The organism is Bradyrhizobium elkanii USDA 76, from assembly GCF_023278185.1.
In the GTDB taxonomy this organism is placed as follows: Bacteria; Pseudomonadota; Alphaproteobacteria; order Rhizobiales; family Xanthobacteraceae; genus Bradyrhizobium; species Bradyrhizobium elkanii.
The window spans coordinates 4,494,028-4,513,092 of record NZ_CP066356.1 but is presented as its reverse complement, the minus strand read 5'-3'; the positions used below and the strand labels follow the sequence as shown (position 1 = coordinate 4,513,092).

The window sequence follows — 19,065 nt, the reverse complement described above, 5'->3', positions numbered from 1 at the left end:
TAAGTTGTCACAGAGACCAAAGTGGAATTTCATCATGTCCGTCCAAGCCGCCCGCGCCGAAGCGCCGCAACACCAGCCGATCCTGCTGCGTGAGACCATCGGCAGTATCGCGCTACTGACGCTCAATCGGCCGGGAGCGCGCAACAGCCTCTCCGAGGGCTTGATCGCCGAGCTGCACGTCGCGCTGGACGAGATCGGCGGCGACAAGCGCATCCGCGCCGTCGTGCTCGCCGCCAACGGCCCGGCGTTCTGTGCCGGCCACGACCTCAAGGAGCTCACCGCGCGCCGCAGCGACGCCGACCGCGGCCGCGCCTATTTCGCGCAAATCATGAACGCCTGCAGCGCGATGATGCAGGCCATCGTGCGCCTGCCGAAGCCGGTGGTCGCCGCCGTCCAGGGCATTGCCACCGCGGCCGGCTGCCAGCTCGTCGCAAGCTGCGACCTCGCGGTCGCCTCCGAAGCGGCGGCGTTCGCGACGCCGGGCGTCGACATCGGCCTGTTCTGCTCGACGCCGATGGTGGCGCTGTCGCGCAACGTGCCGCGCAAGCAGGCGATGGAGATGCTGCTGACCGGAGAGCCGGTCTCGGCGGCAACGGCGCAGAGCATCGGCCTCGTCAACCGCGTGGTCTCCGCGGGCACCGAACGCGACGCCGCGATCGCGCTGGCCGAGAAGGTCGCGCTGAAATCGGCCTACACCGTCAAGCTCGGCAAGGAAGCGTTCTATCGTCAGGCCGAGATGAACCTCGCCGACGCCTACCGCTTCGCCGCCGAGGTGATGACCGAAAACATGATGGCGCGCGACGCCGAGGAAGGCATCGGCGCCTTCATCGAGAAGCGCGATCCGAAGTGGCAAGACAAGTAAGATCGAAATGAATCACGACGCCTACGACGACAATTACATCCGCAGCATCCTGAACAACGTCAAGACGATTGCGATGGTCGGCGCATCGCCGGTCAATGTGCGGCCGAGCTATTTCGCATTCAAATATCTGGCGCAGCGCGGCTACGACATGATCCCGGTCAACCCCGGCCATGTCGGCAAGACCCTGATGGGCAAGCCGTTCGTCGCCTCGCTTGCGGACATCGATCGGCCGATCGACATGATCGACATCTTCCGCAATTCAAGCCACATCATGCCGGTGGTCGACGAGGCGCTGACATTGTCGCCGCTGCCGAAGGTGATCTGGATGCAGCTTGGCGCGCGCGACGACGCCGCGGCCGAGAAGGCGGAAGCCGCGGGCCTCAAGGTGGTGATGAACCGCTGCCCGAAGATCGAGTATGGCCGGCTGTCGTCCGAGATCTCGTGGATGGGCGTCAACTCGCGCACGCTGAGCTCCAAGCGCGCGCCGATCCCGACGCAGGGCATGCGGCTGTCGCTCAACCGCACGAGCTTCGGCGGCGGACAGACCGCGGCATCCGACCGCGCGGCAAAGAACAAGACCGAGACGACCTGACATCGCGGCGGAATAATCGCTGCGATCGTCCGGTATAGCGCGGGATGCCCCTCCAAAAACCGGCGGTGTGCCCAACTCGCTTGACGGCGGGCGCCGCCGCCATCAGCATGCCGCGCGTTTCGACCAGGCCACAACAGGATACAAAGAATGACCGATCGCCTTCCGGGATTTTCCACCCTTGCCGTGCACGCCGGCGCGCAGCCTGATCCCACCACCGGCGCGCGGGCGACGCCGATCTACCAGACCACGTCATTCGTCTTCAACGACGCCGACCACGCGGCCTCGCTGTTCGGCCTGCAGGCATTCGGCAACATTTATACCCGCATCGGCAACCCGACCAATGCCGTGCTCGAGGAACGTGTCGCAGCCCTCGAAGGCGGCACCGCGGCGCTCGCCGTCGCTTCCGGTCACGCAGCGCAGCTCGTCGTGCTGCAGCAGCTGATGAAGCCCGGCGACGAGGTGATCGCCGCGCGCAAGCTCTATGGCGGATCGATCAACCAGTTCACGCACGCCTTCAAGGCGTTCGGCTGGAATGTGGCCTGGGCCGACCCCGATGAGATCGAGAGCTTCGAGCGCGCGGTGACGCCGCACACCAAGGCGATCTTCATCGAGTCGATCGCCAACCCGGCCGGCAGCATCACCGACATCGAGGCGATCGCGGCCGTTGCGCGCAAGGCCGGCGTGCCGCTGATCGTCGACAACACGCTGGCCTCGCCCTATCTGATCAAGCCAATCGATCACGGCGCCGACATCGTCGTGCACTCCCTGACCAAGTTCCTCGGCGGTCACGGCAACTCGCTCGGCGGCATCATCGTCGACGCCGGCACCTTCGACTGGTCGAAGGACAACAAATATCCGATGCTGAGCGAGCCGCGCCCGGAATATCATGGCATCCGGATCCAGGAGACCTTCGGCAACTTCGCCTTCGCGATCGCCTGCCGCGTGCTCGGCCTGCGCGACCTCGGCCCGGCGCTGTCGCCGTTCAACGCCTTCATGATCCTGACCGGCATCGAGACGCTGCCGCTGCGCATGCAGAAGCACTGCGACAATGCCAAGGCGGTGGCGGAATTCCTCTCCACCCACCCCGCCGTGTCGGCGGTGAACTATGCCGGCCTGCCCGGCGACAGGTACAACGCCCTGCAGCGCAAATATGCGCCGAAGGGCGCCGGGGCGGTGTTCACCTTCAGCCTGAAGGGCGGCTATGACGCCGGCGTCAATCTGGTGTCGAACCTGAGGCTGTTCTCGCATCTCGCCAATGTCGGCGACACCCGCTCGCTGGTGATCCATCCGGCCTCCACCACCCACAGCCAGCTCGACGACGCCGCCAAGGTGAGGTCGGGCGCGGCGCCCGAGGTGGTGCGGCTTTCGATCGGCATCGAGGACAAGGAAGACCTGATCGCCGACCTCGACCAGGCCCTGCGCGCCTGATCCCGCAATTGTTCCGGAGCCGTGCGCCGCAGCGCTCCGGCAACTTGGCCAAGGCGACGGGCCTCCCGTTAACGCTTAATACCGACGGGCCTCTCGTTAACGTTCAATCCGGCTTAAACTGGCAGTGATAGGCTCCGGATGATTCGGGAGACCATTGATGCTGCGCTGGACATTGCCGCTCGCGATCGCGCTGTTTGCGATCCCGCCTGCTGACGCCGCCGACGGCCCGGCCGTCGCCAAGAGCGCGACCGTCAAGGCCGCGCGCCAGCTGCCGGCGGGCCTGCCGCACCGGCATTACGCCTACCGCACCACCATCACGTCGCCGACCTATGTGCGGCGCGGACGCCAGCTCGTGGTCGTCGAGCAGCCCGTGGTGATCCCGCTCAATTCCGAGCCGTACATCCCGTTCGTACCCGGCGAACCGCTGCTGCCGGGGTCGTCGTCGCTGCCCGGCTATTACGGCAACTGGCACTCCTACAACTATTTCGGCCCGTACTACGGCGGTGCCTATGTGACCTATTGGGACCGCCTGCCCTACGCCTGCGGCGTCTACGGCTACTGCTAGCGCGGAACGATCGGGTGGCCAGATCGCCGCAGAAATCCAGCGCACCGGCCTCGGGCAACGCGGTGACCGCCGATCTCGTCGCGGTGCTGGTCGCCGTCACCGAGGGCACGCCGAAGATCATGACCATCGCCGGCGGCTCCGCGCTGCCGAGCGGCCCGTTCGAGTTCACCCATCGCTCGCTGCAGACCGCGCTGCGGGCCTGGGTCGAAGCGCAGACCGGCCACCCGCTCGGCTATGTCGAACAGCTCTACACCTTTGCCGACCGCGGCCGCTCCGGCGACACCAAGGGGCTGCACAGCGTCTCGATCAGCTATCTCGGCCTGACCCGCGAGGATCGTGTCGGCGAAGGCTTCGAGGCGCATTGGTCCGGCTGGTACGACTACTTCCCCTGGGAGGATCATCGCGCCGGCGCACCGAGTTGCCTGGCAAGGATCATCGCGCCGAAGCTGAAGGCATGGGCGAAGGCAGCACAGTCGCCAACGCTGCAGCGCGAGCGCTGGCAGCGCTGCGCTATCACCTTCGGCCTCGATGATCGCGACTGGAACGAGGAGCTGGTGCTGCAGCGCTATGAGCTGCTCTACGAGGCCGCGCTGATCCCGGAAGCCGGGCGCGCGCACGGCCGCGAGGCGCCGATCGTGCCGGGCAAGCCGATGACGGCGGATCATCGCCGCATTCTCGCGACCGGGATCGCGCGGCTGCGCGCGAAGATCAAATACCGTCCGGTGGTATTCGAGCTGATGCCGGCCGAGTTCACCCTGCTGCAACTGCAACGCAGTGTTGAGGCGCTCGCAGGCCGGCTGGTCCACAAGCAGAACTTCCGCCGGCTGATCGAGCAGCAGGAACTCGTTGAAGAGACTGGCGCAATGGCCGCCGATACCGTCGGCCGGCCGGCCAAGCTGTTCCGTTTCCGCCATGCCGTGCTGGCCGAGCGGGCCGTCGCCGGCACCAAGCTCCCGCTTTCGCGCACTTGACACGCCTTATGCTCAGGATAAGTATAAGCCATCTTATGCTCACGGAGAGTATAAATGGCTGCACTCGATACCGAACTGCTCACCCGCACCGCGCCGCTCTATGAGCGCGTCAAGCGCGTCATCCCGCCGTTCGAATGGGCCACGTTCGCCGAGGACGTCGATGCGATCCTCGCGCTCAAACGCCGCCGCAATGCGGTGGTGCTGGCGCACAACTACCAGACGCCGGAAATCTTCCACGGCGTTGCCGATATCGTCGGCGACAGCCTGTTGCTCGCGCGGGAAGCGACCAAGGTCGACGCCGATGTCATCGTGCTCGCGGGCGTGCATTTCATGGCCGAGACGGCGAAGCTGCTCAATCCGGCCAAGACCGTGCTGATCCCCGACCTCAAGGCCGGCTGCTCGCTGGCGGATTCCATCACGGCGCAGGACGTGCGGCTGATGCGCGCGCGCTACCCGGACGCACCGGTCGTCGCCTATGTCAACACCTCGACCGCGGTGAAGGCCGAGTCCGACATCTGCTGCACGTCAGGCAATGCGCTGAAGGTGGTTGAATCGCTCGGCGCCGAGCGCGTCATCATGCTGCCGGATGAATATCTTGCGCAGAACATCGCCAAGCAAACCAGCAAGAAGATCATCGCCTGGAAGGGCCACTGCGAGGTGCACGAGCTGTTCACCGCCGACGACGTGCGTCAGCTGCGCGAGGATCATCCCGATGTCACCATCCTGGCGCATCCGGAATGCCCGCCCGAGGTGGTCGCTGAAGCGGACTTTGCCGGCTCGACGGCTGCGATGCAGTCGTTCGTCGAGAGCAAACGTCCGCCGCGCGTCGTGCTGCTGACGGAATGCTCGATGAGCGACAACATCGCGGCACGAAACCCCGACGTCGACTTCGTCCGCCCCTGCAATCTCTGTCCGCACATGAAGCGGATCACGCTGAAGAACATCCGCCACGCGCTGGAGACCAACCAGCACGAGGTCACCATCGACCCTGCGATCGCCGATCGCGCGCGCAAGAGCGTCGAAAGGATGCTGGCGATATGAGCACCGATATCTCCGATCTCAACGGCCGCCCGGTGATCATCGGCGGCGGCGCCGCCGGGCTGATGACCGCGCTTCAGCTCGCGCCCGAGCGGGTCGTGCTGCTGTCGAAATCGCCGCTCGGCGCGGAAGCTTCCAGCATGTGGGCGCAGGGCGGCCTTGCCGCGCCGGTCGGCGCCGATGACAGCCCTGCCCTGCATCTCGCCGATACGCTCGCGGCCGGCGCCGGCCTTTGCGATGCGGCCGCCGCGAGCCGGATCGTCCACGCCGCGCCCGCCGCCGTCGAACAGCTGGCGAGGCTCGGCGTCGCCTTCGACCGGCACGCCGACGGCAGCTGGCGCCTCGGGCTCGAGGCCGCACACCGCCGTAACCGCATCGTGCACGCCACCGGCGACGGCACCGGCCGGGAGATCATGCGCGCGCTGATCGCGGCAGTCCGCCAGACGCCGTCGATCACGCTGCTGGAAGGCGTCGAGGCGCGCCGGCTGATCGTCGAGGACAACGCGGTCAGGGGCGTGCTTGCAGCGAGCGCAAGTGGCGCGCTGACGATCGCGACCAACCGCGTCGTGATCGCGACCGGCGGCATCGGCGGGCTGTACGCCGACAGCACCAATCCCGGCGGATGTTTCGGCCAGGGGCTCGCGCTCGCCGCACATGCCGGCGCGAAACTGTCGGACATCGAGTTCGTCCAGTTTCATCCGACCGCCTTCGACGGGCCGTCGCGGCCGATGCCGCTGTTGACCGAGGCGATCCGCGGCGACGGCGCGGTGCTGATCGACGAGACCGGCCAGCGCTTCATGGCCGATCAGCCCGGCGCCGAGCTTGCGCCACGCGACATCGTCGCGCGCGCCGTGTGGCGCCATCGCGCCGCAGGGCATCGCACCTTCCTCGACGCGCGCAAGCACCCGGGCGTGGATTTCGCCCAGCGCTATCCCGTGATCAGCGCGTTCTGCAAGATGGCCGGCATCGATCCCTCCCATGATCTGATCCCGATCCGGCCGGCGGTTCACTACCACATGGGCGGCATCGCGGTTGATGGTTTTGGCCGCAGCACGGTGCAGGGCCTGTGGGCCTGCGGCGAGGCCGCACGCACCGGGTTGCACGGCGCCAACCGGCTCGCCAGCAACTCGCTGATGGAAGCGATCGTCTGCGCGCGCTGGGTCGCCGAGAGCATCGAAAGCGTGAGTGCAGGCCCGCGCGCCATGCTGCGCGACGACGCGATGTCACAGGCCTCCGATCCCTCCGCCGTGCGACCGATCCTCACCCAGGGGCTCGGCGTCCTGCGCGACCGCGACGGGATCGCCCGCGCGATCCGCAGCCTCTATCCACTCGCATGCGGTCACAGTGTGGCGTCCGATGCAGCATTGATCGGATTGATGGTCGCGATTGCCGCAATCAGGCGTGAGGAAAGCCGCGGCGGCCACTTCCGCAGCGATTTCCCGCACACCGCTGCGTCGGCCGTTCCGTCGTCCCTCACCCGCGTGGATGCACTCGCCGCCGCGCGCGACATCGTCGAATCCACGCCATTTGCCTGGAGTGCCCTGTCATGACCCTCAATCCCCTCTTGCCCCTGATCTATGAGCCGATCGTGCAGACGGCGCTGCGCGAGGATCTCGGCCGCGCCGGCGATATCACTGCAGATGCCATCGTGCCGGCCGGCCAGCAGGCGCGGCTGGTGATGCGGGCACGGCAGCCCGGCGTGATCGCCGGGCTCGACGTCGCGCGCTCGGCCTTCCAGACGGTGTCGCCGGCCATCACGCTGCGCGCCGAACGGCCCGACGGCAGCGCGGTCGAACCCGACCAGGTCATCGCGATCATCGACGGCCCGGCCCGCAGCCTGCTCACCGCGGAACGAACCGCACTCAACTTCCTCTGCCATCTGAGCGGCGTCGCCACCGCCACCGCCACGCTGGTCAAGGCCGTGGCGGGCACCCGCGCGCAGATCGTCTGCACCCGCAAGACCACGCCGGGACTGCGTGCGCTGGAGAAATATGCGGTGCGCGCCGGCGGCGGCGGCAATCACCGCTTCGGCCTCGACGATGCCGTGCTGATCAAGGACAACCACATCGCGCTCGCCGGCGGCATCCGCACCGCGATCGAGCGCGCCAAGGCCAATACCGGCCATCTCGTCAAGATCGAGGTCGAGGTCGACACGCTGTCGCAGCTCGAGGAGGCGCTGACGCTCGGCGTCGACGCGGTGCTGCTCGACAACATGACGGCCGAGCAGCTCAGCCAGGCGGTGGACATGGCGCGCGGCAAGGCGCTCACCGAAGCCTCCGGCCGCGTCACCGCGGCTATGGCCGCAGCGATTGCCGCAACCGGCGTCGACCTGATCTCGGTCGGCTGGGTGACCCACAGCTCGGCTGCGCTCGATATCGGGCTCGACTATCTGTCCTGAGAGGCTGGCTCGAAATGCGATCGATGAAATCGGGCTGCATCGTCTAGCTCCGTCATGCCCGGCCTTGTGCCGGGCATCCACGCAAGAAAGACGTAGATGGCCGGGACAAACCCGGCCATGACGAAAGAGAACCATTTTCGTTCAGTCAGAAACCAGGCTGGCCGACCGGCACGAGGGTCGGCTGGTCCCGTTCGGTCCGGCGCGCGGCGAAGCGCTCGGCCTGCAGCACCGCGAGCGTCAGCACGACGATGGCAACGGCCTGGTGCGTCAGCGCCAGATCGATCGGCACCTGATGCAGCAGCGTCAGGATGCCGAGCGTCGCCTGCAGCGTGATCGCCGCAACCAGCCACCAGGCCCCCGCGACGACAGCGCCGCCGGCGCGCGCGCGCATGGCATCGATCGCATGCGCGATCGCCAGCACGAACAGCAGATAGGCGGTCATGCGATGTTCGAACTGCACCGTCAGCGTGTTGTCGAACAGATTGCGCCACCACGGTGTCTCGAACCAAAGCCGGTCAGCCGACGGAATGAAGCCGCCGTCGATGTCGGGCCAGGTATTATAAACCCTGCCCGCGCGCAGCCCCGCGACCAGCGCGCCGAAATAGAGCTGCACGAAGGTCAGCACGAGCAGCACCGCACTCGTGATCTTCAGCCTGAGCGGCGCGATCACGGAAGGACGGTCCGTCAGGCGCCGCAGCGTCCAGACGATCGCCGCGAAGATGAGGAGCGCCAGCACCAGATGGGTCGCCAGCCGATACTGCGATACCTCGATGCGTTCCGAGAGGCCGGACGCGACCATCCACCAGCCGACGCCGCCCTGCAGTGCGCCAAGGCCAAAAATCACCCATAGCCGCCGGCCGAGTTCGCCGCTCACCGCGCCGCGCCACAGGAAATACAGGAACGGCAGCAAATAGGCCGCGCCGATCACGCGGCCAAGCAGCCGGTGGCTCCATTCCCACCAGAAGATCGTCTTGAAGTCCGCGAGCGTCATCCCGGCGTTGAGCTCGCGATATTGCGGGATCCGCTTGTAGCCCTCGAAGGCTTGGGTCCACTGCGCCTCGGTCAGCGGCGGCAGCGCGCCGGTCACCGGCTTCCATTCGACGATCGACAGGCCGGACTCGGTGAGCCGCGTGGCGCCGCCGACCAGGACCATCAGCGCGATCAGGGCGGCGACCGCGACCAGCCATACCCTGACGGCGCGGAGCTGCGATGTCTTTGCGGAAATACCGGCCATTTGCCCTGACTTGATTGGATTTTCGAGCCCCTTATAGTCCGCGGCGCCCGCGGCGCAAGCGCCGCCCGGAGCCTCGTTTCCGATCAATTCGGAACGAAGCTCCAGAATGTTGTTTTGACGCGTTTTCTTTGTGCGAACCGGTGTCGGCTTCGCTCGAAAACGCCCTGATCACGAGTTGCACATATCCGCCATGGCCATACGCACCCGCAAACTGCTCGGAACCATCTTCCTGCTGATCCTGGTGGTGGTGTGGTCGCTGCTCGGCATGACGGTCGCCCAGACGCCGTGGCTTGCCAATTCGGGGCTGCTGCAGGCGATCTTCTACGTCGTCGCGGGCCTCGGCTGGGTGCTGCCGGCGATGCCGATCGTCGCCTGGATGTCGCGGCCCGACCGCGCCTAAATAACGCTCTGGTTGCGCGCGCTGCGCGTCGGCCGCACCGGCGCGAACATCACGCCCGACAGCAGCACCCGCATCATCCGCAGCGAGCGCACGCGGCCGTCCCATGCGATGCGCGGCAGCGCGTGGAGGTTGGTGCGGCCCTGCGCCTCGACGACCCCGGAGATGGTCGACACCGCGCTGGCAAAGCCGGCCTCCTCGGCCATCACGACATGCGGACGGCCGAATGCTTCGCGGTCCCCGAAGGGGAATGCGAAATGCCTGACTTGCCGCCGCAGCGCGCTCTCGGCCACCGCCTTGCCCATCGCCATCTCGCGCTGCGCGTCGGCATCCCTGAGGCTCGACAGCGCCTGATAGTTCACGGTCGCACTGCCGAACGTCACGTTCGGATCGGCCGCAAGCTTCGCCAGATCCTGCCAGTCGAGTGACGCATTGCGTGACGATTGGGCCGCGTCGGCCGAATAGCGCCTGGCGAGATCATTCAGCGCGTAGGACAGGTCCGACGGCGGCAGCTTGCGCAGCCAGCCGGACAGGAAATCGAACAGCTCGTATTTGTCCGAGAGATTTGCAATCGCGAAGTGCCGCTCCCGGCCATCGATCATCATGCTGATGCGGTTTTCGCGCGCGATGATCTCCTCCAGCACCAGCCACCACGCCACGCCGACGCCATCGGGAAAGGCCGTCGGGAGATAGAGCGCGAAGGGAACGCCGTGCCTGGCGAGCACCGGCCAGGCATGGGTGACGATGTCCTTGCTGGCGCCGTCAAAGGTCAGGCAGGCAAAGCGCCGACGCTCCGGCAAGGTCACCGCGCGGCGGCAAGCCTCGTCGATCCCGACGATGTCATACCGCCAGCGCTTCAGCGCGCGGATCGTGCGATCGAGGAATGCCGGCGTGATCTCCTCGGACTTCAGCGGCTGAAACCGGCCGCGTCGCGCGGGACGAACGCGGGCGAAGCGCAGGATCACCCCGGCGCCGCCGCTCTCGCGTTCCCGCAGCCTGAAGGCGCCACTGAAATACGCGAGCTCCATCCGGGCCCGTCGTAAAATCCCGCTGTCCGGCGCCAAGATCCCCGTCCTCGTCAGGCGGTTCCCGCGCACCGCCGCGGCATTGTTCTTACTCTTTGTTGACATTTCCCTGCGAAGGTCGGCCCCAGCCGAGAACTGTAAATTAATACCCTAAAATTTCGGATTCCGAGATGACCATGGCGGCGGCAATCGAAGGCCAGACGGCTGAGACGCGGGCGTGGCCGAACGCAATCCGCGTTGCCGGCGTCGACATCTTTCATGATCTCACCGCGGCCGAAGCGACTTGGCGCGGCTTCGAGACACCGCAGCACAGCTACACGCCCTATCAGCGGTTCGATTTCCTTGCCGCTTGGCAGCGCCAGGTCGGCGAGCGCGAGGGCCTGCGGCCCTTCATCGTCGTCGCTCATGACAGCGAACGCCGCCCGCTGCTGCTGCTGCCGCTCGCAATCGAGGCCCGCCTCGGCGCGAACTGCGCGAGCTTCATGGGCGGCAAGCATGCGACCTTCAACATGGCGCTGTGCGCGAAGGATTTCGCCGCCAACGCGACGGAAGCCGACATCGCGGCTTTGATCGGATCGATCGCCGAACGCTCCCGCGCCGATGCGCTCGTGCTCTGCCAGCAGCCGCTGCGCTGGCAGGACCTGCCGAATCCGCTGGCGCTGCTGGCGCATCAGCCTTCGGTCAACGACTGCCCGGTGCTGGCGATCGAGCCCGGCGCGGCACCGGCGACGCTGGTCAGCAACTCGTTCCGCCGCCGCCTCAAGGGCAAGGAGCGCAAGCTGCAGGCGCTGCCCGGCTATCGCTATTACGTCGCGAGCGAGAGCGCCGATGTCTGCCGCCTGCTCGACTGGTTCTTCCGCGTCAAGCCGCAGCGCATGGCCGAGCAGAAGCTGCCGAACGTGTTCGCCGAGCCGGGTATCGAGCAATTTGTTCGTGCCGCCTGCCTCGCGCCGCGCGCCGATGGCGAGGGCTATGCGATCGACATCCACGCGCTGGAGTGCGACGAGGAAGTGATCGCGATCTTCGCCGGCGTATCCGACGGCCATCGCTTCTCGATGATGTTCAACACCTACACGATGTCGGCCAATTCCAAGTTCAGCCCCGGCCTGATCCTGATGCGCGATATCATCGACCGCCATGCCGGCCTGAACTACCGCGCTCTCGATCTCGGCATCGGCTCGGACGAGTACAAGCGGCTGTTCTGCAAGGACGATGAAGCCGTCGTCGACAGCTTCGTTCCGCTCAGCCTGCGCGGCAAGCCGGCGGCCAGCGCGCTGTCGGCCATCAATCGCGCCAAGCGCGCGGTGAAGCAAAATCCGGCGCTGTTCGAGATTGCCCAGAACCTGCGCAGCATGTTCCGCTGAGCGTTCAGCTCGCCGCGTCGCCCTGCTCTGCGCCGCCATTCGGTACGCCGAGCCGCTTCATCGCGTCGAACAGCAATGCCGCGGCGGGTGACAGCGCACGCTTGCGCAGCTTGATCAGGCCGTAATTCTCCAACAACAGCCTGTCGCGCAGGCGCAGCACCTTGAACCGCTGCGGATCGACCAGATCGAACACCAGCATGGGGACGGGCACGATCGCGTCGATGCCCGCGGCAATTCCGACCGAGGCGAAAAACGACTCGGTGTTGATGACCCGGCGCGGCGGCGTCACGCCGCGGCTCATGAACAGCCTCTCCAGCGCTTGGCGCATGAAGGATTCGCGCGGCTGGCAGATCCATTGCTGGTCGGCCATGTCCTCCAGCTCGACCGTCTCGCGGCCGGCCAACGGATGCTCCGCACGGACGAGCAGCACTGCCTCCTCCGCGCCGATCTCAAAATAGTCGAACTGCCGGGGATCGATGCCGGCGGGAATCCTGGCGACGACGAAATCGAACTCGAGCGCCAGTAGTCGCGTGATCAATGGCGGGCTGGTGCTGACATCGAGCGAGATGTTCACCCGATTCAGCTTTTCGCCGAGATACTGGATGACGTCGACGACGAGGTCGATGCTCGGCTTGGCGACTGTTCCAACGGAGACGGTGCCGAGCTCACCGGATTTGTAGCCCGCGAACTCGTCGGTGACCTGGTCGAGATCGGCCAGCACGCTCTTGCCGCCACGGATCAGGATCGACCCATATGCCGTCGGTTCGACGCCGCGCGCCGTGCGCTCGAACAAGGGAACCCGCGCCAGCGCCTCGATTTCGGCGAGCATCTTCGATGCAGCGGATTGGGTGATGTTCAACCGCTCGGCGGCGAGCTGCAACTTGCGCTCATTGTCGAGAGCGACCAGCAGGCGCAGCTGGCGCAGTTTCAGATTATTGATCACGGCCCGCCACCATCCTGCCCGGCAAGAGCCTTTTCCGTTCCGATCAAGCCGGAACGGGGCTCCAGATTCTGCTTTGAGGCGTTTTCTTGGCGCGAACGAGCAGCCACTTCGCTGGAAAACGCTCTAGAGTTCCCGCGCTTATACCGCGGTGCATCATGACAGTTTCGCCGTGGCTCCATTCCCAAATGCCATTAGTCACGCGGCAGTCGATTACACAACAATGAAGAAGACTTGCAAGAGCAACGCGACGAACCGCTGCGGGTGCGCCAGGTGCCGCCCCGAACAGCGCAGGGATCGTCTGCCGATTCGAAAAACAGGAAGGGATGGGAACGATGAGCGACGATGTCGAGAAGCGCGCGATCGGAAAGATGATGCGGCGGCTGATTCCGTTCCTCATCCTGTGTTACTTCGTGGCCTATCTCGATCGCGTCAATGTCGGCTTCGCCAAGCTGCACATGAACGCGGCGCTCGGCCTCAGCGAGGCCGCCTACGGGCTCGGCGCCGGTCTGTTCTTCATCGGCTACTTCTTCTTCGAGGTGCCCTCCAACATCCTTCTGGAACGGTTCGGTGCACGGCGCTGGATCGCCCGCATCATGATCAGCTGGGGCATCGTCTCGGCCGCATTTGCCTTCATCCCGCAGATGTCTGCGGCGAGCGGCCTGTCGAGCGAGTGGATCTTCTACTTCCTGCGCCTCCTGCTTGGCGCCTGCGAAGCCGGCTTCTTCCCCGGCATCATCTTCTATCTGACGCTCTGGTTCCCGTCGGTGTACCGCGCGCGCGTCATCAGCCTGTTCATGCTCGCGATCCCGATCTCGAGCATCATCGGGGCGCCCATTTCGGGATTGCTGCTCAACCTGTCGGGCGCCGGCCTGACCGGATGGCAGTGGCTGTTCGTTTGCGAGGCACTGCCATCGGTCCTGGTCGGCTTCGCTGTCCTGACCTTCCTTCCCGACTTTCCGCGCCAGGCCAGCTGGCTGCAGCTCGACGAGGTCAAGTGGATCCAGACCACCCTTGAGCGCGAGCGGCAGCAAACCGAGGCCGTGGAGCATATTTCCGTTCTGCAGTCGCTCACCGACTCGCGGGTCCTTGCCTGCGCCTTCGTGTATTTCTGCCTCAACGCGGCAAGCTACGGCGTCGCCTTCTTCCTGCCCACCATCATCAAGGCGTTTGGCGTCACCGACACCCAGACCGGCTTGATCGCGGCCCTGCCCTTCGTGTTCGGCGCGGTCGGCATGGTGCTGCTCGGCCGCCATTCCGACAAGACCGGCGAGCGGCGATACCATGTGGCCGGCGCGCTGACGCTCGCCGCCGTCGGCATCGGCCTCGCCGGGCTGGTGTCGAATCCGATACTGATCGTCGCTCTGCTCTGCCTTGCGCAAATCGGCGTGTCGGCAGTGCCGCCGATGTTCTGGCCGATGCCGGCCGGCATCCTGACCGGCGCCTCAGCGGCGGCAGGCATTGCCGCGATCAACTCGCTCGGCAACCTGTCGGGCTTTGCCGGCCCATTCGCCGTCGGCTATCTGAAGGACCTGACCGGCAGCTTTACGGCGGGGCTGCTGCTGCTCGCCGTGATGGGACTGATCGGCGCGCTGGTCACGATCAGGCTGCGGATCGATCCGGTGCTCGAGCGAACCGCGCGCCAGCCGATGATGGCGCACTAGGCATCGGGCGCCTGCACCGGAAGGGAACGGCGCCTGTAATGCCCGTCACTTGCCGGCGGCCGCTTTGCTCGCGGCCGCCTTGGCGACCTCGCGGATACAGGCGATGAAGATCTCAGCGGTCGGGCCCAACGTGCGGCCTTTCAACGTGACGATCGCGGCCGAGACGGCGGCCGCTCGCGGAAGCTGAACCGGAAGCACCTTCAGGCCGAGATCGCCGCCGGCAAACCGCGCGACCGAGCCCGGCAGCACGGTGATGAAGCGGCCGGTCGCGGCGAGCCGGCAGCACAAATGAAGCGACAGCGTCGTGACCGGCGCGCTTGGCATCTGCATTCCGGCTTCGCGAAACATCTCCGCCACCGCGGAACCGGGAAAGGTGTCCGGCGGAGGCAACACCCAGCGCTCGTCTGCGAGGTCGGCCAATTCGAGCCTGGATGCACGCGCCCATTTGCTTCGCCTTCCCGCGACCACGACGCGCCGATCATCGAGCAAGGGCTCGACTGCCAGGTCCGTCTCGTCAAACGGCGTCGGCGTCCATCCAAGCAACAGATCGATGTTGCGCTCGCGCAGTTCGCGGTAACGCAGATCGCTGAGAACGGTCTGCGCGACATTGATGCGGATGCCGGGGTGCCGCCGCGTGAAGCGGTCGATCGCCGCCGGAAGCAAGCCCGCTGCGATGCTCTCCGTACTGCCGATGCGCAACTCCCCGACGCTGGGATCTGCCAGAAACTCGAGCTCCTGCAAGCCCTGGGTAAGCTCGTCGAAGATCGAGACCCCGCGTCGCACCAGAGCATGGCCATAGGCCGTCAGTTCGATGCCGTTACGGCAACGATCGAACAGCCGAAGTCCGAGCGCGTGCTCCATGTCGCTGACCGCCCGCGATATCGCCGGCTGCGACACTGCGAGCTCCGCGGCAGCCTTCGCCATGCTGCCGCGCTGCGCGATGACGAGCAGGATGTGCAGGTCGCGCAGCTTGATCCGGCGTCGGGCACGCTCGATGTCCTGCATCAGCGATCCTTACCAAAACGGTTATGGACGCCTCAGACACTAGCATTGGACGTTTATCCCCGCCTCACGCATCCTCCGCGCGCGATGACGCAGATCGTCGCGCCCCGGACGGCGCGGCTCCACGACCATGGAGGCATGCATGTTGACCCGTCGCGACGTCCTGACCGCGTCAGCGGCCGGTGCCGCGCTCGCCGCCGCGGGCCTGGTCCGGCCAGTCGCCGCGCAGCCCCGCCTGAAGACCGCCCATATCCTGACCGGCTACACGCCCGGATTGCCGGACGCCGTCGCAAGGCTCGTTGCCGGGCAGATGAAGGATTATGCCGACTCCATCGTCGTTGAGACGCGGCCCGGCGCCAGCGGCCGGATTGCGATCGAGACCGTGAAGAACGCCGAGGCCGATGGATCGGTCATGCTGCTCGCGCCGCTCGGGTTCATCGCGCTGTTTCCGCACACCTACAAATCGCTCGCATACGCACCGCAGGACTTCACGCCGGTCTCGACCGTCGGCTCATTCGCGACGCTGCTGGCGGTCGGCCCGAAAGTCCCGAACGACGTCAGGAGCCTCGCCGACTTCGTCGCCTGGTGCCGCGCCAACCCGACGCAGGCGACCTACGGCACGCCGGGCGTCGGCACCACGCTGCATTTCATCGGTGCGATGCTCGGCCGGACCGCGGGCTTCGACTATCTCCACGTGCCCTATCAAGGCAGAGGGGCGGTTCAGGATCTCCTGAAAGGCGAGATCGCATCGGCGGTGATGCCGATCGACAGCCTGCTGGGCCAGGTCCAGTCCGGACAGCTTCGCGCTCTGGCGACGACCGGTCCCAGCCGTCTCAAATCTCTCCCCGATGTGCCGACGGTGGCGGAAGCCGGTTACCCCGCGCTTCAGGACGTGACCTGGTTCGGCATCTTCCTGCCGGCGAAGACGCCTCCGGCAATCGTCGCGCAACTCAACAGCGCGATCCAGGCGTCACTGCGCACCGAGGAGGTCAAGTCCGGCATGGCCAAACTGTCGATCGACGTCGACGCAATCGCGATGAATGACTTTGCCCGACTGCTCGCCACCGAATCCGATCGCTGGAAAGGGATCGTGCGCGCGACCGGATTTACCCCGACCGGCTGACGGTGGCGGTCAGGCGGCCACCACCCGCGGGCCCCTCACGGCCGCTTCCGACGCCGCGCAGGGCTTGCTCAGCATCGTCACTTCGGCGAAGCCGACCGCCGTGAGTTGCTCGATCATCGAGTGGCGAGCGTCCTGCGCCATGGCGGCGTCCGGCACCACGACCGCCTGCGCCTTCGCGGTCAGCAGTTCGGCCGGCAGGTCGACGGCCGAACCGGCGTCGAGCAGCACGTGATCGTAGACCCTGAGCAGCGCGTCGATCGCAAGTGCGAGCCGCGGCGACTGCAGATGCGAGCGATCGAAGCCCGGACGCCCGGCGCTGACGATCTGAACACGCGACTGCCGATCCTTGGTGATGATCTGCGCGAAGGTCGCCTCGCCCTGCATCAATTCGGCAAGGCCGGGCGCCGCGGGATCGACGGTCGCCGACGTCAGCACCGGCGAGGACGCGACGAGATCGACGACGACGACCTTGGCCTGGCGCGCCATCAGACGCGCCAGCGTCAGGGCGGTCAGCGTAACGCTCTCAGCCGCGGCCGGGCCGAGCACGGTGACCTTGTGGGCGGCGGGACCGGCAGCGACGAGGCGCTCGGCGAGCTCATCGATCTCGTCGGCGGCCTCGGCGGACGCAGGCTGCGGCTCAGGTTCATGGGCAGCCGCAGGCTCCAGCGGCAATTCGGGCTCCACCGCCGGCTTCGACACGACCGGCGACGCGAGCGCCGGTTCAGGCGGCAGCGCCGGCGCGGTCTGGTCCGCCGTTGCGGCATCCATGACGGGCTCGCGGCGCCTGATCACGGCGGCCGCCGGCGCGAAGGCGCGGCCAACCGCACCGGGCGCGGAGATGCGCAGCAGCTCACCCGTGATGATGATGCCGGACGACAGCAGCAGCGTCGCCAGCGTCGCGATCAGCACGATCGGCAGCTTCTTCGGATAAGCCGGCGTATTCGAAACCGAGGCGCGCGAGATGATGCGGCCGTCGGTCGGCGCGGCCTCGATGTTCTCGCGCGCCGTCGCTTCGCGATACTTGGCGAGATAGGCCTCCAGCAGGTCGCGCTGCGCCTTGGCTTCACGCTCCAGCCCGCGCAGCTGCACGTCCTGGCTATTGCTCGACGACGCCTGCTTCTTCGACTGGTCCAGGCTCGCCTGCAGCGCCATGACACGGCCATCGGCGACGCGGGCGTCATTGTCCAGCGAGCGCGAAACCTTGCCGGCTTCCTCACGCAATTGCCGGTCGAGATCGGCGATCTGCGCCTTCAATTCCTTGATGCGCGGATGGTTGTCGAGCAGCGTCGAGGACTGCTCGGCGAGCTGCGCGCGCAGCGTGCCGCGCTGTTCGGCGAGCCGGCGGATCAGCTCGGAGTTGAGCACCTCCGACGCCTCGATCGGCTTGCCGCCCTGAAGCATCTCGCGGATCAGCCGCGCCTTGGTCTCGGCATCCGCCTTCAGCGCGCGGGCATTGTTGAGCTGCGTGTTCAGCTCACCCATCTGCTGGTTCGACAGCGGGATGTTGTTGGTGCCGACGAACAGGCTCGACTTCGAGCGGAATTCCTCGACGCGCGAATCCGCATCCGCGACCTTGGTGCGCAGCTTGTCGATCTCGCCGAGCAGCCAGGTGCTGGCGGATTTGGCCTGGTCCTGCCGCGCGGCCTGCTGCAGCACGAGATAGCCGTCCGCGATCGAATTGGCGACGCGCGCCGCGAGCTCGGGATCCTCGGACTGGAATTCGATCACCATGACGCGCGACTTGTCGACCGCAAAAGCCTGGAAGCGCTCGTAATATGAATCAAGCACCCGCTCTTCCGGCGTCAGGCTGAACGGGTCACGGCCGATGCCGAACAGCGCCAGCAGTGACTTCAGCGGCGAAAAGCCCCGCAGCACCGGATCGAACTCCGGACGCTCGGCCAGCTTGTTCTTCTTGATGATGTCGCGCGCGAGATCGCGCGACAGCAACAGCTGCACCTGGCTCGTCACCGCCTCGGCGTCGAGCGAGGTCCGCTCCAGGTCGCGCTCGCCGTTCGGACGCAGGAAGGCGTTCTCGCGATTGTCGATCAGGATTCGCGCTTCCGACTTGTAGCGCGGCGTCACGACGTTGACCGCGGCAAGCGACAGCGCGAACACCAGCACCGACGGCACGATGATCCAGCCGCGCTTGCGCGCCAGCGCGCGGCCGAGCACGTGCAGGTCGAGATCGGCCGCCTCCGCCGGACGCGCCGGCTTGTCAGGCGCAGGCTTGTCAGAAGCAAGCTTGGGCGCAGCCGCCTTCACGACAGCTTCGTCGGCGACGGGCGCAGACTTCGGCAACGCCCGTTGCACGACGGCCTTATCCTTGCCTCTACGCCAGAATGCAAAACGCATAACAAACCCCCGCGGATACCGCGACTCCATCTCAATGGGGCGATTACAGTCCATTAAGGTTGCCGCTGGGTTAATCGGTGGGGTTGACGGGCATGGCCGCCACCACCCGC

General features: G+C 66.4%; 17 protein-coding genes. 12 read left to right on the top strand and 5 right to left on the bottom strand.

Annotated features, from left to right (window positions below; translation table 11 throughout):
* Positions 1 to 34 precede the first annotated feature (34 nt).
* The 8 genes from JEY66_RS21905 to nadC all read left to right on the top strand — a co-directional run bounded on the left by JEY66_RS21905 (position 35) and on the right by nadC (position 7,854).
* Complete coding sequence (locus JEY66_RS21905) at positions 35 to 862, top strand: enoyl-CoA hydratase (protein WP_018271883.1); 828 nt, start codon at positions 35 to 37, stop codon at positions 860 to 862.
* Positions 863 to 869: 7 nt separating this feature from the next.
* Positions 870 to 1,454, top strand: a complete 585-nt coding sequence (locus JEY66_RS21900) for a CoA-binding protein (protein WP_016840525.1) — start codon at positions 870 to 872, stop codon at positions 1,452 to 1,454.
* 147 nt (positions 1,455 to 1,601) lie between these two features.
* On the top strand, positions 1,602 to 2,882 hold the full coding sequence (locus JEY66_RS21895) for an O-acetylhomoserine aminocarboxypropyltransferase (RefSeq protein WP_016840526.1): 1,281 nt from the start codon (positions 1,602 to 1,604) through the stop codon (positions 2,880 to 2,882).
* A gap of 157 nt (positions 2,883 to 3,039) precedes the next feature.
* Entirely contained in the window at positions 3,040 to 3,447 is a 408-nt protein-coding gene (locus JEY66_RS21890) for a hypothetical protein (protein WP_018271884.1), read from the top strand.
* 14 nt (positions 3,448 to 3,461) lie between these two features.
* On the top strand, positions 3,462 to 4,418 hold the full coding sequence (locus tag JEY66_RS21885; protein ID WP_018271885.1) for an NUDIX hydrolase: 957 nt from the start codon (positions 3,462 to 3,464) through the stop codon (positions 4,416 to 4,418).
* A 54-nt stretch (positions 4,419 to 4,472) separates the two neighbouring features.
* Entirely contained in the window at positions 4,473 to 5,459 is a 987-nt protein-coding gene (gene nadA / locus JEY66_RS21880) for a quinolinate synthase NadA (protein WP_016844950.1), read from the top strand.
* The gene (locus tag JEY66_RS21875; RefSeq protein ID WP_018271886.1) at positions 5,456 to 7,006 is read left to right on the top strand and encodes an L-aspartate oxidase; all 1,551 of its coding nucleotides are present in this window, start codon (positions 5,456 to 5,458) and stop codon (positions 7,004 to 7,006) included. The genes nadA and JEY66_RS21875 overlap by 4 nt, the downstream gene beginning before the upstream one ends.
* A complete protein-coding gene (gene nadC, locus JEY66_RS21870) occupies positions 7,003 to 7,854 on the top strand; it encodes a carboxylating nicotinate-nucleotide diphosphorylase (RefSeq protein WP_016844952.1) in 852 nt (283 codons plus the stop codon). The genes JEY66_RS21875 and nadC overlap by 4 nt, the downstream gene beginning before the upstream one ends.
* 145 nt (positions 7,855 to 7,999) lie before the next feature.
* Here nadC and JEY66_RS21865 read toward each other — a convergent pair whose 3' ends face one another.
* Positions 8,000 to 9,088, bottom strand: a complete 1,089-nt coding sequence (locus JEY66_RS21865; protein ID WP_026192828.1) for a COX15/CtaA family protein — start codon at positions 9,086 to 9,088, stop codon at positions 8,000 to 8,002.
* A 190-nt stretch (positions 9,089 to 9,278) separates the two neighbouring features.
* Here JEY66_RS21865 and JEY66_RS21860 point away from each other — a divergent pair, with 190 nt between their 5' ends.
* Positions 9,279 to 9,488: a DUF2842 domain-containing protein gene (locus tag JEY66_RS21860; RefSeq protein ID WP_016844954.1), complete on the top strand. Its 210-nt coding sequence runs from the start codon at positions 9,279 to 9,281 to the stop codon at positions 9,486 to 9,488.
* Here the strand turns inward: JEY66_RS21860 and JEY66_RS21855 are convergent.
* Positions 9,485 to 10,513: a polysaccharide deacetylase family protein gene (locus tag JEY66_RS21855; RefSeq protein ID WP_016844955.1), complete on the bottom strand. Its 1,029-nt coding sequence runs from the start codon at positions 10,511 to 10,513 to the stop codon at positions 9,485 to 9,487. The genes JEY66_RS21860 and JEY66_RS21855 overlap by 4 nt on opposite strands.
* A 167-nt stretch (positions 10,514 to 10,680) precedes the next feature.
* Between JEY66_RS21855 and JEY66_RS21850 the strand changes: the two genes are divergently transcribed.
* On the top strand, positions 10,681 to 11,874 hold the full coding sequence (locus tag JEY66_RS21850; protein WP_016844956.1) for a GNAT family N-acetyltransferase: 1,194 nt from the start codon (positions 10,681 to 10,683) through the stop codon (positions 11,872 to 11,874).
* Positions 11,875 to 11,878: 4 nt separating this feature from the next.
* Here JEY66_RS21850 and JEY66_RS21845 read toward each other — a convergent pair whose 3' ends face one another.
* On the bottom strand, positions 11,879 to 12,817 hold the full coding sequence (locus tag JEY66_RS21845; protein ID WP_016844957.1) for a LysR family transcriptional regulator: 939 nt from the start codon (positions 12,815 to 12,817) through the stop codon (positions 11,879 to 11,881).
* 323 nt (positions 12,818 to 13,140) lie between these two features.
* On the opposite strand from JEY66_RS21845, the gene JEY66_RS21840 reads away from it, so the two are divergent.
* A complete protein-coding gene (locus JEY66_RS21840) occupies positions 13,141 to 14,478 on the top strand; it encodes an MFS transporter (RefSeq protein WP_018271888.1) in 1,338 nt (445 codons plus the stop codon).
* Positions 14,479 to 14,523: 45 nt separating this feature from the next.
* Here JEY66_RS21840 and JEY66_RS21835 read toward each other — a convergent pair whose 3' ends face one another.
* Positions 14,524 to 15,483: a LysR family transcriptional regulator gene (locus JEY66_RS21835; protein ID WP_018271889.1), complete on the bottom strand. Its 960-nt coding sequence runs from the start codon at positions 15,481 to 15,483 to the stop codon at positions 14,524 to 14,526.
* A 139-nt stretch (positions 15,484 to 15,622) separates the two neighbouring features.
* On the opposite strand from JEY66_RS21835, the gene JEY66_RS21830 reads away from it, so the two are divergent.
* Entirely contained in the window at positions 15,623 to 16,603 is a 981-nt protein-coding gene (locus tag JEY66_RS21830; protein ID WP_041482866.1) for a tripartite tricarboxylate transporter substrate-binding protein, read from the top strand.
* A 9-nt stretch (positions 16,604 to 16,612) separates the two neighbouring features.
* On the opposite strand, the gene JEY66_RS21825 is transcribed toward JEY66_RS21830, so the two are convergent.
* Positions 16,613 to 18,955 (bottom strand): GumC family protein, encoded by a 2,343-nt coding sequence (locus JEY66_RS21825; protein ID WP_018271891.1) that lies wholly within the window; start codon positions 18,953 to 18,955, stop codon positions 16,613 to 16,615.
* Positions 18,956 to 19,065 lie beyond the last annotated feature (110 nt).